Consider the following 15,268-nt stretch of genomic DNA (forward strand, 5'->3'; position numbering starts at 1 on the left):
GTCCGGCGGACGGCGCCCCTCCGCTCCGGTTCATTCGCCGCTCACCACCGAGACGATAGTCAGGAGACTGCCGACGACGACGAGGTACACGCCCAGATCGAACACGAGCGCGCTCGCGAGTTCGACCTCGTGGTAGATGGGGATACCGTCGAGGTGGACGTACCCCTGGGTCAAGAACGGGTCGCCGATGATCATCCCACCGAAGCCGCTGCCGAGAACGACCACGAGGCCAGCGAGCAACATCCGGCGGTAGGCGGTGACCGTGCGGTGCTCGAAGATGCTGGTCCCGGTCTCGACCTCCCTGCCGAGTACCCCCGACTCCAGGAAATCGAGGTTGTAGGCGACGTATATCAGCACGAACGCCGCCGTGGTGAGGACGCCGCCGATGAAACCGCCGCCGGGCAGGTTGTGACCCTGTAAGAACAGCGAGATCGAGACGACGAGCACGATGGGAACGGTCATTCGGGCCGTCGTCCGCATGATCGTCGTCGTCACGGCGAGTCGCCTCCGTCGGGGATCGGCCCCTCTTCGGCCTCAGTTTCGGCCACCTCACCGCGGGTCCGCATCGTCACGAGCACGAGGATGGCGATCGCGGCGATCGTGACGACCAGCAGCTCGCCCAGCGTGTCGAACGCCCGGAAATCCACGAGAATGACGTTGACGACGTTCGTGCCGCCCCCGCCCGGAACCGCCTGCTCCGTGTAGTACGTGGCGACGCTCGTCGGGGCGGCGTCGGGACCGGGTATCGTCGAGAGGACGGCGACGAACGCCATCGCGCCCACGAGGACCGAAACGCCCGCGTCGCGAGCGATCGCGAGCGGTCTGACCTCCGAGTAGAACGACGGCAACCGCTGGAGGACGAGTAGGAAGATGAGGAGGACGAGCGTCTCGACGACCAGCTGCGTGAGCGCCAAGTCCGGTGCGCTCGCGAGGATGAAGAAGATTGCGAGCATGAACCCGAGGATCGACAGCGTGAGCACGCCGGACACGTGTGACGCCGCGGTCGCCACGGCCACGCCGGCGAGGGTCGCGACCCCGAGCACGACGGCGACCGCCAGCGGCACGCCGGCCCCATCGATCCCGAGGGAGCCTCCCGCCGCGGCGAACCCGGCGAGCGCGAGCAGGCTCCCGGCCGCAGCCACCCACCCCACGTACGTCCGGAGGAGGCCGTTATGGACCGCCGGACCGAACCGGGCGCTCGTCGCCTCCGTGGTCGAGACGATCCAGTCGTACCACCCGCTGGGGCGAACGGGAATCGGCGCACCGACGCCGCGTCGGACGCCCGCCGCGAGACGCTCCCGGAGCGGGTACGCGGCGGCGCCGCCGAAGACGGCGACGGCGGACATCGCGACCGGGGGCGAGAGGTGCGTCGGCAGTCCCACCTCGAGTCGAGCCTCCCCGGTGGCGGTGGCGTCGACGGCCCCCTGGACGACGGCGTCGACGGCCAGCTGGGGCGCGACGCTGACGACGACCGCCGCGACGGCCAGCACGGCGGGAGGTCCGACCAGCGCGACCGGCGGCCGGTGGACGTCCGCGGTCGGCGCTCGCCGCTCGCCGAAGAACAGCGCGAGGAACTTCACCGAGTAAACGACGGTCAACACGCTCGCGAGGGTCGCCACGGCGGGGTACAGCCAAGCGAGCCCGCCGGCTTCGTGGGCGACTTCGTACGTCGCCTCGAACAGCAGCTCCTTTGAGTAGAAGCCGTTGAGCGGCGGAATTCCGGCCATACTCAACGCGGTGACTCCCGTGATGGCGGCCGTTATCGGGAGCTCTCGCCAGAGCCCCCCGAGGTTCTCGAGATTGCGGGTTCCGGCCTCGTGGGCGACGATTCCGGCGACGAGAAACAGCGGCGCCTTGAACAGCGCGTGGTTGAGCAGGTGGAACGCGCCGGCCTCGCCGCCGTAGACGATATCGAGGCCGAAGCCCGCGACCATCAGTCCGAGGTGGCTCGCCGTCGAGTAGGCGAGCAGCTCCTTGGTGTCGGTGGCGGCCACCGCCAGCAGCGCCCCGACGGTCATCGTCAGCAGTCCGAGGGTCGCGACGAGCCACACCCATTCGGGACTCATCAGGAGCGGACGCACGCGGCCGAGGAAGTAGACGCCCACCTTGACCATCGTCGCGGAGTGGAGGAACGCGGAGACGGGCGTCGGCGCGACCATGGCGTTCGGCAGCCAGAAGTGGAGCGGCACCTGCGCGGACTTGGCGGCCGCGGCGGCGACGATCAACCCCAGTGCCGGCACGAACAGGCCGGACTCGCGGAGGGAGGCGCGCATCGCCTCGTCGTTCGCGATCATGGCCGTCAGGTCGAACGTCACGCCACCGAGAGCGCCCCGCGCCGCGGCCGCGAGCATGAGCAGCCCCGCGAGCAGGCACAGGCCACCGCCGACGGTGACGACCATGGCCATCCGCGCCGAGTAGCGCGACTCCGCGTCGTCGGTGTGGTGGCCGATGAGCACGAACGAACAGAGGCTGGTCAGTTCCCAAAAGAGGAAGACGAACACGAGGTCGGAAGCGAGCGCGACGCCGAGTATCGATCCCATGAACGCCAGCAGCGCCGCGTAGTAGCGTGCCAGTGCCTCCTCGCCGTGCATGTACTCCGCCGAGTAGACGAACACGAGGACGCCGATGCCGCTGGCTAAGAGCGCGAAGAGGAGCCCCCATCCGTCGACGGTGAACCGGATCCCCACGTCGAGCGCGGGGACCCACGGCGCTCCGACGGTGCCGTAACCGTTGCCACCCGTCGCCAGCAGTCCGAAGCTGGTCGCCGCGACGACGGCCCCCGCGTAGCCGGTTCGTTCGCCGAGGACGCGGTACAGAAGCGGCGAGAGGGCTGCTGCAACGAAGGGAAGTGCGACAGCGGTCGTTACGATTGTCAGGTCTGGAGCCATCAGTAACCGTCTTGTCGGCCGATGTGCCTCCGCCGGCCGCCGGCTTATCGGCCTCTGTCCCACCATCTGATGCCTACTCTAAAACTCCTTTGCCTCGACGCGGTTCCGGATTGAGACGTGATCGGAAGGGCGAGACGGCGCGTTCTCACCGCTGATCGATTTGAGTGGTACACTCCCCACACTCGGCAGCCCGCTTGTACCGCAGTGTAGATCGAGTGATCTGAGGCGCGAGGCCGTCGACGTCCGCGGTCAGGGACCCGGGTCACACAGAGAGTTCATCGTGCTCTGTTCCCCGTGAGTCGGGAGGCGCCGCTGTCGATCACACGCAAAGCGGGAAACGTCCCCAATCAAGAGCCAACGCGAACGCAGCCGGGAATAAGTGGCGATGAAACTCAGTTCAACCACCTTCTTGCGGCTAATGCAGTTTCCTATGGAAATTTGCACATAGTCTCGGGCGGGATTCGAACCGCGAAGACTCGAATCCTCTCGCCCTCTGGGTTCGAACCGCTGGGGATGCTCGCGCCTCACGAGCGTGTTCGGCGCAGAGTAGTCCCGGGCGGATTCGAACCGCCGTCAATGGCTGACTTCGGGCATCCGACGGCCGTCGTCGGTGAGACGGGCCGCGATCGCGTCTCAACCGCGCTGACGCGGACGGATTCCCTCCAAAGGCCATTATGATTGGCCACTACACCACGGGACTGCGATCGATCGTTGCCCGCGCGCACTCAAGTAGGTTACTTTCCCCGACCGATGTCGACCGCCGAAGCCGCGCGCGCCGATCGCGGAGCGCCCGGACACGAGAGCGAATCCTCGTCACGGGGAGCCGCGTCGGCGAGAGCTGGACGGTCGAACGCGTCTCGGGAGACGGTCACGATGGCGACAGCCGCAACTGCGACTAAAACGGAACGATACCTCCCAGTTGAAGCCCGGCGAGGAGCACACTCGCGTTGTGAACTGAGATGATCGCGAAAAGCATCGAGGGCAAGCCGTAGCCAACGAACCGAACGACGGGGGCCAGATGGCCGTCTTGCCGCCGGACGGAGACGAGTATCGAACTAATTTCAACGACGAGCGTGATACTCACGATGATCAGAGCCGAAGCCACCATGAGTCCGATGACGACCCCTGTCTCGTGAAATACGGCCGCGACGAAGGGGTTCGCCTCGTAGACACCGGGGAGGTGTAACAAGCCGATTCCGGTCGTCAGCGCGTCCAGCAGCTTCGTTATCGTTAGTAACACCAATCCGGACACGGAGAGGGTACTCCGACCGTACCAGTTCGACGAGATGTCCGACACTGCTGTCCGCGTTGATCGGCGATATCGCTCAGACGGTGATGTCGCTGCTGACCGGTCCGTGTCATCGAGGACGAACCGGTCGTAGTATCGACAGTCGATTGACTCCGAGTTATCGTCTAACTCGTTACGCCGAGTTGACATTCTCTATCCTGACCCTTAGTTTCAATATACATAAATATGTGTGGTAGGGTATGACTGCCAACTGGCTCGGAGCGAAGCCTCAGAGTCGACGGCTTCGAGAGGGACGGAACGCTGTCAGCGGATAGCGTACACGTGTCGCATTCGCGCCCGTCGAGAGGCGGCGTCTACCTGAGACCGGGGCGCAGAAATGTGGAACGTCAGTCGCGAGACGGCGACTCGAACTCCGTCGACGGAACCGAATCCGTCGAGGTGGGTCGAGTGCGAAGGATCGAATCGGAAAACGGGTTCCAAGAGCTTCCGGCCGCCACGCCGGTGAACGGCTGGTCGCACGAGGGACAAGCGGGCTCGGTGAGCATCGACAGATCGACTTTGGCGTCACAGCTCTCGCATCGTCCGTTGTCGACGTTCAGCCGTTGGGCTTCCCGGCGGAAATCGGAGAGTTCAGTCCGGATTCTCTCGGTCTGTGCGACGGTATCGACGGTCTCTTCGACATCACCGAGTCGTTCGTCGAGCCGGCGAGTCGTGTCAATAAGTTGGTTGAAAAGCGATTCGATCTCATCGAACTCGTCGTCGATCCACGCTTCGAACTCGTCGTGGGTCGATTCGATTTCAGCAACGCTCTGTTGGAGCTCCGTGACGCGGCCCTGGAGTTCGGTATCGGTCTCGTTCGTACCGGCGTCAAGATTCTCAACTCGACTGTGCAGCCGCGTGATGTCATCGGAGAGCCGATCAGTGAACTGCTCTTGGCGAGCGCGCTGCTGTTCGACGTCGAGCGAGAGATCCCCGACTTGCCGACGGAGTTCCGCCACCGTCCGGATGAGATCCATCTCACTCCGTAGCGACTGACGGAGGTCGTCGATCTCTTGGCTGATGTCCGCGTCACCGCTACCGGAGTCGAATTCCGACGGCGGTTCATCGGCGGCAGTCCCGAGCTCCGACCCGTCACCGGTATCGTGGTCCGGCCGGCTATCGGACTGCGTCTCATCTCGCTGATCGACATCGGTATCCGCGGCACGTGACCGGTTAGGCCACGTGTCGTCGCTGTTCGAGGAAACGTCCTCGTCGACGTTTGCAGCGACGTCACTCATCTCGTCGAGGACCCAGAAGGCGGAGACCAATTGGTTCAACAGTTCGTGTTCGTCGACACCGCGAGACTTGGCAGTATGTGTGACCCACTGCTGGAAGGTGTCAGCATCGACAGATAGACCGCTATCTGGGTCAAATGAGTCCGACACTGGTCAACAGTTAGTGCGCGATCAATTTAACTTTTGCGTGCACGTGTTGTGTGGCGCCCCGTGCGATAATTTTATACTCTGAAATGACAACGTATGAGAAAAGTATAGCCCCGGAAGCCCTTCAACGGGAGGTTATATTAACACTACATCCGACATGTCTGTAAGAAATAACGACAATCGAATCGTATCCGGACGAACGGGGATCACCGGTTGAGATCGATGACTGAAGGTATGATGCTTCCTCGCGATCAGTCGGGTCTCCTCGCGCTCCGGACAACTCATGGGTGACGGAGACGCGGACGAGGGTGACGGAGACGCGGACGAGGGTGACGGAGACGAACGGCGGTCAGACGCTCGGCGACTTTCGAGGTTCCAAGAGATAGCAGCCCGGCTTGAGGACGAGGCGGACGACCGCGAAGCGATCGCGGATACGACCGCTGAAGCGGACCGCGTCGACAGCCGCACCGACGAGACGGAGAACACCGGCGATCACAGCAATCAGACGGCAGCGGATGTCGAGCTGGGCCGCGCACAGCGAACGAACCGAGACAGGGAGAGTGAGACCGAACCGGACGACTCCTGGGAATGGATCGAGACCGAGGACGGGGGTGAGACATCGGAGGAAACGGAAGGTGACGGGAGAGCAGACGCGACGGACGCCGAGCCGACGGCGACTGCCGAAACGGAGAGCGAATCTCGAGAGGCGTCCAAGACCGAGTCAGCCGTCGCTACCGAGACAAGCGACACGGAGTCCGTCCCTGAGCGGTCAGCGTCGACGGCGAGCGATCAGCGCAAGGGGAAAGGCCGAATCTGGGATTCGCAAACGCCTGTCGACTCGTCGTCCGACAGCGGACCGGCGACCGACACCAACGCGAGTTCAATAGACGCGGAAGGCTTCGTCGACGCGTCGGCGGAGTCCGGCCCAGAGGCCCTGCAGGACGGCCTCGCGTTGACGCCGGGAACGGCGATACTCGTCGAGTCGAGTTCGCAGGATGACCGAACGGAAACGACCTGTCAACGGCTGCTTCACGACGATCTCGACCATCCGCGGCCGTCCGTGCTTCTCGTGCGGTACCAGCAGATGAACGCGGAGGAGCTCCGTCGGATTGCGGCGGAGGCCGCTCGGACGAAGTTGGTCTCCGTCGGGTACGCACAGGAGGTGCCGGCACCGCTTGCGGATACCGTCGAGACCGTCAAAATAAACAACCCGAACGATATCACGCGACTCGGTATCGTCGTGTCCGGGACGATCGATCAGTGGTCCGGGGCCGACGAAAACATCAGCGTTTGTTACGACTCGATCAACGTCCTGTTGAATTACAAGGATGTGAAAAGCACATTTCGGTTCTTACACGTGTTACTCAGAACGCTTCGCCGGGGCGATGCGGTGTCGCACTTCCACGTCGACCCGCTCGCTGGGGACCCTCAATCGATCAATACGCTCAAACCCCTGTTTGATGAAATCATCACCATAGACGCCATGGGCGTGACCGTAGAGTAATGCCGGATCACAAACCGTGAGCGACCTTGATCGATCACTTCGGGTTCGCGCGCTGCTCGACGAGTGGTTCGCGCTGTTCGTATTCGCGGTCATCGTTCTGGCAGCCGTCGGCGGATGGTGGAGCTACCAAGTGCACGCCTCCCCGGATGTCGAGCAGAACGAAGTCGTCGTCGAGCAGTGGTCCGAGTCGACGGCGTACGATCACAGCGCACTGATCACGAACGAGTCGCTCGTGTTTACCGAGGGCGAGCGGGTTCGTAATCGACCGATATACTACGTGAGCCTCTCACGAGAGTTGGATATCGCGTACACCTACGAGCACACCGCGGGAGACGGTAGCGTGGACGTAACGACCGACATGCAGCTCCAGTACCGCGGCACCGAAGGCGACACAGTGCTCTGGCAGTATTCGGAGCCCCTCGCCAGAGAGAGCGACACCAACGTCACCGCCGAGCAGCCGCATACGGTCAACGCGACGATCGAGATCGACTCCGTGTTCGAAACGATCAGAACCGTCGAACGGCAGTTGGGAGCCGCCGGCAGTATCCAAATCCGAGTCGTTTCGACCTCGAACGTGGACGGGACGTTCGGCGGCGAACCCGTGAGCGACACCTACGAGAGCGTGATGCCGATCACGGTCAACCCGCAGACGTTCCGCGTACTCGAGATGCAGACCATCGACGAACCGGGTGAGCGGACGGACACGGTTGAACGGGCGACCGAGCCGAGCGCGGTAGAGGCGGTCGGCTCTCTCGGGGTCTTGTTGCTCGGGGTCGGCGGACTCGCCGGGCTCCTCTTCGCTCGGAAGGCCGGATACATACAGCTGTCACAACGGGATCGCGAGTTACTAGAGACGCACCAACAGGAACAGGAGTTCTCCGAGTGGATAACGCGCGGGACGTTCCCTTCCGAACGAGATTACGAAGCGACGGTCCTCGTCGACGACCTCGAAGGGCTCGTCGACGTCGCGATCGACACCAACAAGCGCGTGATCAAGGACGAACAGCTCGGCGTGAGCACCGTCCTCGACGGCGAGTACGTCTACGTGTACGTGCGTCCCGACTCTCCCGCGGGCGATTGGCTCGTGAACTACGCGGACATGACGATCGACGAGTTCGACGAGCACGGCTTCTGACTCTTCGGTTCGTTTCGAGCGTTCGACGTACAGTTCTCGATGAGTCCGGGGTTACCGCGAAGAGACGGCCGAAGCGGGGGAGCGAGACGGGACCGGACGCCGAACGGATTCACGTCGTTTCCGACGGCTCGTCGTTCCGACCGCGGCGGCCCGTCGGCTCACGCTATCGATAGGTACGACCCGTCTCGCGTGTCCGCGCCGGGAGCCGAGGCGCGCCGAACGGCCGGTCCGCCGGCCTTAACACGCGCTTGTCGGGGTGACGCTGCCGTCGACGGACGAGCAGTCAGAGATGTCGACTTCGCTCTCGGTGGTGACCGTCACGTCGCCTTCGATCCGCGAACTCCCGGTGAGCTCGATGTCCACCTGGCCTTCGGTATCGATCGTCACGTCCCCCTCGATCGTCGAGTTACCGGTGAGCGTGATTTCGGCTTGGTCCTCGGTGGTGACCGTCACGTCGCCTTCGATCCGCGAACTCCCGGTGAGTTCGATGTCAACTTGGCTTTCGGTGTCGACCGTTAGGTCACCGCGAATCCGCTCGTTCCCGGCGAGGAGAACGTCCACCTGATCGCTCGAGTTGACGGCGGCGCTGCCGTCTATCTCCGAACCCCACTTGGCGACGAGGTCGACCTGACCCGGAGCGTCGATCGCCAAGGGGCCGGCCGACGCGCCGCCCGACAGTTCGAACGTCACCTGATCCATCGCGCTCAGAGACACCTCACCGCCGATACCGGCGCCGCTCTTGACGTTGACCACGACGCCGTCGGCATCGTCGACGCAGAGCCCGCCACCGATGTGATTTCGAACGTCGATATCGACGTCGTCTTGCGTCGTGAACTGGGCGACGTCTCCGACGGTCGCGCCTCCCCCGATGTCGAAGTCGATCTCGTCCGACGTGTCGATTCGAACGTATTCGGCGACGCTCGCACCGCCTCTCAGCTTGAAGTCGACCTGATCGTCCGTCACGATATCGACGGCACCGCCGATGTTTACGCCGCCCGCGATCCGCTCTTTGACCCGTCCGGTCGTATCGATAACGACGCTGCAGTCGGAACTCCCCCATTTGGGTGCCGAAGCGACGGTACACCCGGGCGGTAGGCCGCGCGGAGCGCACACGCCGTCGTCGACTGCGGTGCAGCTCACGCTGACCGACCGCGTGAGATCGACTGACTGACCGGGGCCCGAGGCCTCGACCGCCACGTCGACCGTCTGGTCGATCCCGCTTCCGCAGGACAGGTCGGCCTCGACGACGCCGGAGTCCCCCGGGCCGAGCCAGTTCGGTGTTCGGACGCTGTTCGGATCGACCGGTCCGCCGGACGCACTGACGATCTCGGCCGATATCGAGTCCAGCGGGCCGTCGAACCGGTTCGTGAGCTCCAACAGCGTGATCGTTTCCCCGTCGGCTCCGGATCGGGCCTCGGCGTCGACGCCCAGCAGCGCGGTGTCGTCCGAGGCGGTATCGACGCTGAACTCGCGTTCGCCCTCGACCAAGTCGAACGCCCCCGACCCCTGGATGCCCACGGCACCCGCGCCGCCGGCGAGCAGCAGACCGAGGGCGGTCCGGCGGCTCACGGGCCCGCCTGAACCGCCGCGATCGCGCCGTCGTTTCCTTGCCATTTGGATGGTGTCGTGTTCCGTCGTTTCCGGCCTCCCCGTCCTCGGGTCGGTCCGGCCTCTCCCCCGTCTATCGACGTCGAGCCGCTCGAAGGCGGGTACGACCGTCTACGGGGTCATCGTTGTAGTGAAGTTGGGGGTCTGGACGTATAGTATTGCGGGCCTTGATCCGACGCAGGGGCGTCAGGGCGGCTCCTCGACGTCGCCCAGCCGGTACCGCCGGTTCTGAATCACCTGCGCGACCGACGACGCGAGGAACACGGCGAGGATCAGCGCCGCCCAGCCGAGTTCGGGGACGGTTTCGGTGGGAACGAACCCGACCCACACGCCGGCCAACACGACCGTCGAGAGCAGCGAGACGCCCAGGTAATAGACGCCCCACGGGATCGATCCCTCGGGGACGACGTCGAGGTAGACGTCGAGCTCGGCGGCCCCGTCCGTGAGTTCCACCTCGTCGCCGTCGTAGTCGATCATGCCGGCGTCGGCCAGTCGGTCGAGGTGGGTCTGTTGGAGGGACGTGTACACGCGCTTGCGCTCCGCGGAGGTGAGCTCCGCGACCGACTTGTCCTGCTCGCGAGCGGCCACCTTCTCAGCGAGGTCCGAGAGCGTGAGGGGCTCGTCCGCCCGCTTGCAGAAGTGGATGACGTATCGACGGCGGTGGTTGCTCAACAGGTCGTACAGCTCGTCTTTCTCGGGCGGCGTGTACTTCTTCTGATCGGTGAGCGACATCATCACGCCGCGGCGTGTCGAGCCGGGGCCGGCCGTCGGTCGCGCCTCGTCGCCGATCGACCGCCGACTGGAGGAGAGTTCGCTTCGATCGATCGGACGCGACGGACCACAGTCATAGAGTCGTCCGAGTTATTAGTTTCAGACCGTATATAATATTCGGGTACTGCCTGCGAGGACCGGCCTGCGTCGGACGACCGGTCGCGGGGACTCACTGGAGTCCGAGGGTTTCGGCGAGCACCTCGGTGTCCTCGACCGTCAGCGCGCTGGCTTCGGCTTCGATCTCTTGGAACTCCGTGACGTGCTCGTTGATCGTCGACGCGTCGGCGCCCTCCTCGGCGGCGGTCGCGGCCGCGAGCGCGGCCTCGGTCGCCTCGATCTGGGTCGCCGTCTCCTCGCGGGCGACATCGCAGATCGACGCCGCCTCCTCTTCGGTCAGTGCGGTCGCGAGCTCGGCCGCTTCGGCGAAGCTCGCCTCGGCGTCCTCGTAGCCTCCCAGCGCGGTTTCGATGGATTCCATCGCCCGGGCGTGCTCGCCGGCATTGAACAGTTTGACACCGGTGTTGCGCGTCTCCGTCGCGTCGTTTCGGGCGGCGAGGGCGTCGTCATAGGTGGTGACGACTTCCCGCCGCTCCTCACCAACGTTCGATCCGACGCCGCCGAGGCCGCCTTCTCCGCCAGTGATAGTGTCTAGACACCCTGTGAGCGAGATCGACACACAGCACGCGGTCGTTGAAATAACTGTACGGCGGTGAGACATTGTCCCCATTTTGTTTATGTCATTATTTAATCTTTATCCGGATAGAGCCCGGCAAAAAGACATCTATCAACGTATAGAAGGATGGTCTGTGCGGGTTCGTCGGTTTGGAGTCGAACCGACTGCGATCGCTTCGGATCGTTGGATAGGAGGCGAAGCACGGGCACTGGCAGCAGACGGGAATCCGGGCTAGAATGGGTTGTCCGGATCCTCAATTCCGACGGTGATCTCGTCGAGCAGATCGACCGTATCAATCCGGCCTTGAAATGGGTCACCGTTTAGGGTTGCTTCGTCCGTTATTTGACTCTGTACGTCGAGGAAGCCGAACATATCGTTCAGATCTACTTTTAGATCGACGGGGATCGTTTCACCTGAGCCAATCTCGGCCACATTCGCGGGATCATCACTCGTATCGCTTTGGTCAGGTGAGATACGCCCGCTCCCGAACGTTCCCGTTCCGTGCCCGATGAGCCGGTAGATGTGTTGAACCGTTTGCTGGGTGATCTCAGTCTGTGGATCGCCGCCGACGTTCACATCGTCACCGTACTGATTCGCGTTCCGGTCGTAGCTGATCCCCACTTTGACCGCATCGGTACCTTTGTTTTCGATCTCGAGGATGTCGGTAAAAGTTACTGTTGTCGTGTCGACATTCGTTGCGACTTGAATTTTGACATCTCCGTTAACGTTTTGATCGCGACGATTGACCGTCGCGACCGGGAGGTCATCGGTGTCGATGTCTTCGAGTCCGCCGTTAGGGCCGGCATCAAAAAAACTGGTGTTTGAAGCGTATTCGACGTAGTTTTCAGAGTTGCCGTTGGGACTAGGATGGTTGGATTTAACACTCCCGTCATCGTTGAATGCTTGGCCGGCCCGAACCTCGAGATTCTCGGCTACGACGACCCGCATATCAGATGCCGACTGAATAGAATTACTGAACGCCCCTGCGGTAAGGGTCGCACCGCTCCCGGTGGCAAGGAGGCTGAGGCCCAAGAGCGTTCTTCGCCGAGTGGGGTTCATTAGATCCGTTCTCCGAATGTCGCGTGCTGGAACAGCACGACTCCAGCGCGCAGGCGGGAATATCGATTTATGAGACGTTGTTACCGTCTTCGGTGCCAACACTGATCGTGTCCACGAGGTCAACTGTAGCTGTCTGCTGCTGGAACGGATTCCCCGAAATGCCGGCCGCAGTTTCGAGAGCGCTCTCGTACGTTGTCGTATTGTAGTCGACGTATATTTGTTCGATGCCGCCCGGGCTAACCGTGACAGAATTGTCTACGGTTTGTGGATCCGTCGTTGGGTCATCCGTCGAGATCTGGGCGTCGCTCGAGTCGAAGAACCGGAACGTCTCAACGGCCTGTGTCTCGGTCACGTCGTCCGTATCACCGTTGGCTTGCTCACCGAACGTCGGGAACCGGATCGCGATGTCTTGGCTGCTGTTCGTGTCGTTTCTGACCTGGAAGACGCCGTTGCTCGCATCGCCGATCTTGTCGTCAGCACCGAGCGCAACCGCTACTTCGAGGAACAGATTCCCATCAACGTCGTCATTAATCGCGGCTGCAGGGAGGTCACTCGGAGAAATATTTTCTAGCCCTGCGTTGGTGTTCCCACCGAACAGCGAGCTGCTGCTCCGATCTTGGAGTGTTTCGCTCCCTGGAGGGGTCGAAGCGCTCGGACCGAATCCGTCATCCGCGTTACTCCCGTCGCGGAAGAGAATCCCCGGTTCAAGCGTGAGCTTCTCATCCACGACGACCCGCATGTCCGATGACGGGTTCACGCTATTGTTGAACGCTGCGCTCGAAAAGACCGCTCCGCTCCCAGTTGCCAGTGCACCGAGTCCGAGTACCGTTTTCCTTCTGGTTGGCTTCATTGTCCCGTACCTACACGATAAGACGGGTTTAACTTAAGCATTCGTACCTTTCAGCGGTAGAAAGCCTTCCTTGAAGCCGGAAAGCCCGGACGGACACGCTTCCAAGGCCTCGGAATAGTTTATCAGATCTGACCGAAGTCCGTCGAATGACCGCCGTTCACTCGCGGATCGCCGTGATCTCGAGGGCGACATCCGACGCATCGGGGAGGTCGGTACGGTTGCCCGGCGACGACGACGCGATCAGGTTCACCATCACCCCGAACTCCACCGCGTCGCCCGGCCCGAGCGTCTTGTCGTCGTCCCCGAGGAGCGTCGTCCGTCCCTCGGAGTTGGTTCCGGTCGGTTCGTCGCCGGAAATCACCTGCAGCGTCTCGGCGACCTCTGCACTCGACTCGTCCCCGTCCGTCGCCGTGAACTCGAAGGCGAGCTCGTCGTACGTCACGTCCCCGTTGTTCGCGATCTCGATGAGCTCCTCGAACCACGTACTCGCACGCTGGTTCAGATGCTGGATCTCGATCGACTCGACCTCGCCGTCGTCGTTCGTGGTCACGTACTCCGCGTTCGGGCGCGCGGGATTCAATGTTAACTCCGAGACGACGACGACCCGGAGGTCGGCGGCGGAAGACGACGTCCCCGAGAACGACGACGCCGAGCTAACCGCGGCGCTGCCCAGCGCCGCGGAGAGGAGTCCGATCGTCGTCTGTCGTCGTGTCGGCATTGAGTGACGCCGCGTCGGATCGCGGTTCGTACCTTCATTTCGGGACCCGATCCTTTTGTATTGGCGGGCTTTCCCCGACCGCGGGAGCACTCCGAGACGGGAATACGAGACGGGCCGGTGGTTCAACCGTCCCGATACCGATTCTGGCACCGCTTGAACCCCGTCCAAGCAAGCCAATACAAAGTGGGTAGGGGTACAGAGTGTAGGTATGGCTAACAGACGAAGCGTCCTGATCGGACTGGGCGGATTGGTTGCGGGCGGCGGTGCGATCCTGAGTACCGGCGCGTTCACGACGGTGGAAGCCGAGCGGACTGTGAACGTTGAGACGGCCGGAGACGCGAGTGCCTTCCTCGGGCTCGATGTCGACGATGATTACGACAGTGGCGGTGATACCGTCCAATTCGACCTTTCCGGAGGAATCAATCTCGACGCGCTGACCAAGTGGGAGCCGATGCTCATCGTGAGCAATAACGGTACTCAAGATGTCGAGAGTATTAGCTTCGAGTTTACGTCCGATAGCGGCCCTACTGTTGTCGACGTGGGCAGTGTGACCGACGGCAACGATGAGATCGGTATGGGATTCCAATTCCGCTCAGATTTCGACGGCTCGAATCACTCCGGGTTCAACGACAACATTGACACGCAGTCGAGTGACACAGCGCTGACCTCCGGGAATTCAAATGCCTACGACCTCGTCGTCGACACTCGTGGGAGTAGTATGGGTACAGACGAAGATTTCGACGTGACGCTAACGATCACCGCCGAGAGTACAGACAACAGCTAACCGCACTATAGAATAGCGGTGCTGGTCGAGATGATCAGCGTTAGTGTCGACGCGTTAGCGGTTGACGCCAGTAGTCTCAATGTCGATACGGGTTTGCCGTGGCTCACAGACTGCTGTTCAACAAGGCACAGCCAACAATCGCCGGGACATCGTTTCAGTTTCTAAGCTGGCATGTGTCAGACTCTCCGATCAGCGACCTGTTTCTCTGCATTCGTCGCTCCGCGACAACGAGAAACTCCGAAGAGGATATTCTCAACACTCCAGATACGATCGAGGCTGGCGAGAGCTGTCCACGAGGTCGGTACTCCATATTTCCAGCGGCCGCGCAGACAAACGATCACTCGCCACCGAATCCCGAATACACGTGTGTTTTTGAGTAGTATGGACATGAGAAACGGCCCCGGTTGACCCCTGAGCACCGATCTCTCGTGGCGGTCGTGCGGCGTCTGCTACTGGTCCCCGTACATTACTTCGATTTCAAGCGGCTCGATACAGATGATGGCACCGCCTGAATCCGGTTCAAGACAGTCAATACAAAGTGGGAAGGAGCATATAGTAGAGGTATGGCTAGCAGACGCAGCGTCTTGATCGGGGTAGGTGGACTGGTC

14 protein-coding genes and 1 tRNA gene are annotated in these 15,268 nt (G+C 62.4%); 5 read left to right on the forward strand and 10 right to left on the reverse strand.

Annotated features, from left to right (window positions below; all coding sequences use genetic code 11):
- Window positions 1–30: 30 nt before the first annotated feature.
- From OQF71_RS05100 to OQF71_RS05115, 4 genes are all read right to left on the reverse strand, one after another.
- Window positions 31–495, reverse strand: a complete 465-nt coding sequence (locus OQF71_RS05100) for an MnhB domain-containing protein (RefSeq protein WP_280586237.1) — start codon at window positions 493–495, stop codon at window positions 31–33.
- Window positions 492–2,888, reverse strand: coding sequence for a hydrogen gas-evolving membrane-bound hydrogenase subunit E (gene mbhE, locus OQF71_RS05105; protein ID WP_280586238.1), 2,397 nt, complete (start codon window positions 2,886–2,888; stop codon window positions 492–494). Before mbhE ends, OQF71_RS05100 begins: the two co-directional genes overlap by 4 nt.
- A 547-nt stretch (window positions 2,889–3,435) precedes the next feature.
- Window positions 3,436–3,588: transfer RNA gene (locus tag OQF71_RS05110), tRNA-Gln, on the reverse strand.
- A gap of 195 nt (window positions 3,589–3,783) precedes the next feature.
- Window positions 3,784–4,140 (reverse strand): hypothetical protein, encoded by a 357-nt coding sequence (locus tag OQF71_RS05115; protein ID WP_280586241.1) that lies wholly within the window; start codon window positions 4,138–4,140, stop codon window positions 3,784–3,786.
- A gap of 599 nt (window positions 4,141–4,739) precedes the next feature.
- On the opposite strand from OQF71_RS05115, the gene OQF71_RS05120 reads away from it, so the two are divergent.
- From OQF71_RS05120 to OQF71_RS05130, 3 genes are all read left to right on the forward strand, one after another.
- The gene (locus OQF71_RS05120) at window positions 4,740–5,165 is read left to right on the forward strand and encodes a hypothetical protein (RefSeq protein WP_280586242.1); all 426 of its coding nucleotides are present in this window, start codon (window positions 4,740–4,742) and stop codon (window positions 5,163–5,165) included.
- Window positions 5,166–5,841: 676 nt separating this feature from the next.
- Window positions 5,842–7,062, forward strand: a complete 1,221-nt coding sequence (locus OQF71_RS05125; RefSeq protein WP_280586243.1) for a hypothetical protein — start codon at window positions 5,842–5,844, stop codon at window positions 7,060–7,062.
- 16 nt (window positions 7,063–7,078) lie between these two features.
- The gene (locus OQF71_RS05130; RefSeq protein WP_280586248.1) at window positions 7,079–8,197 is read left to right on the forward strand and encodes a DUF5305 domain-containing protein; all 1,119 of its coding nucleotides are present in this window, start codon (window positions 7,079–7,081) and stop codon (window positions 8,195–8,197) included.
- A 237-nt stretch (window positions 8,198–8,434) separates the two neighbouring features.
- Here OQF71_RS05130 and OQF71_RS05135 read toward each other — a convergent pair whose 3' ends face one another.
- From OQF71_RS05135 to OQF71_RS05160, 6 genes are all read right to left on the reverse strand, one after another.
- On the reverse strand, window positions 8,435–9,766 hold the full coding sequence (locus OQF71_RS05135) for a hypothetical protein (RefSeq protein ID WP_280586250.1): 1,332 nt from the start codon (window positions 9,764–9,766) through the stop codon (window positions 8,435–8,437).
- Between the two features lie 225 nt (window positions 9,767–9,991).
- Window positions 9,992–10,537 (reverse strand): hypothetical protein, encoded by a 546-nt coding sequence (locus OQF71_RS05140; RefSeq protein ID WP_280586258.1) that lies wholly within the window; start codon window positions 10,535–10,537, stop codon window positions 9,992–9,994.
- A gap of 208 nt (window positions 10,538–10,745) precedes the next feature.
- Window positions 10,746–11,252, reverse strand: a complete 507-nt coding sequence (locus OQF71_RS05145; RefSeq protein ID WP_280586251.1) for a hypothetical protein — start codon at window positions 11,250–11,252, stop codon at window positions 10,746–10,748.
- A gap of 228 nt (window positions 11,253–11,480) precedes the next feature.
- A complete protein-coding gene (locus OQF71_RS05150; RefSeq protein WP_280586253.1) occupies window positions 11,481–12,197 on the reverse strand; it encodes a hypothetical protein in 717 nt (238 codons plus the stop codon).
- Between the two features lie 178 nt (window positions 12,198–12,375).
- Window positions 12,376–13,047 carry a hypothetical protein gene (locus OQF71_RS05155; RefSeq protein WP_280586254.1) on the reverse strand — a complete coding sequence of 224 codons (672 nt, stop codon included), beginning with the start codon at window positions 13,045–13,047 and terminating at the stop codon, window positions 12,376–12,378.
- A 268-nt stretch (window positions 13,048–13,315) separates the two neighbouring features.
- Complete coding sequence (locus tag OQF71_RS05160) at window positions 13,316–13,708, reverse strand: hypothetical protein (RefSeq protein ID WP_280586255.1); 393 nt, start codon at window positions 13,706–13,708, stop codon at window positions 13,316–13,318.
- Between OQF71_RS05160 and OQF71_RS05165 the strand changes: the two genes are divergently transcribed.
- Window positions 13,701–13,883, forward strand: a complete 183-nt coding sequence (locus tag OQF71_RS05165; RefSeq protein WP_280586256.1) for a hypothetical protein — start codon at window positions 13,701–13,703, stop codon at window positions 13,881–13,883. The two genes, OQF71_RS05160 and OQF71_RS05165, sit on opposite strands and share 8 nt — an antisense overlap.
- Before the next feature lie 201 nt (window positions 13,884–14,084).
- Complete coding sequence (locus tag OQF71_RS05170) at window positions 14,085–14,660, forward strand: hypothetical protein (protein ID WP_280586257.1); 576 nt, start codon at window positions 14,085–14,087, stop codon at window positions 14,658–14,660.
- The last annotated feature ends 608 nt before the right edge of the window (window positions 14,661–15,268 follow it).

This window comes from Halorubrum sp. Boch-26 (assembly GCF_029889805.1).
Taxonomy (GTDB): domain Archaea; phylum Halobacteriota; class Halobacteria; order Halobacteriales; family Haloferacaceae; genus Halorubrum.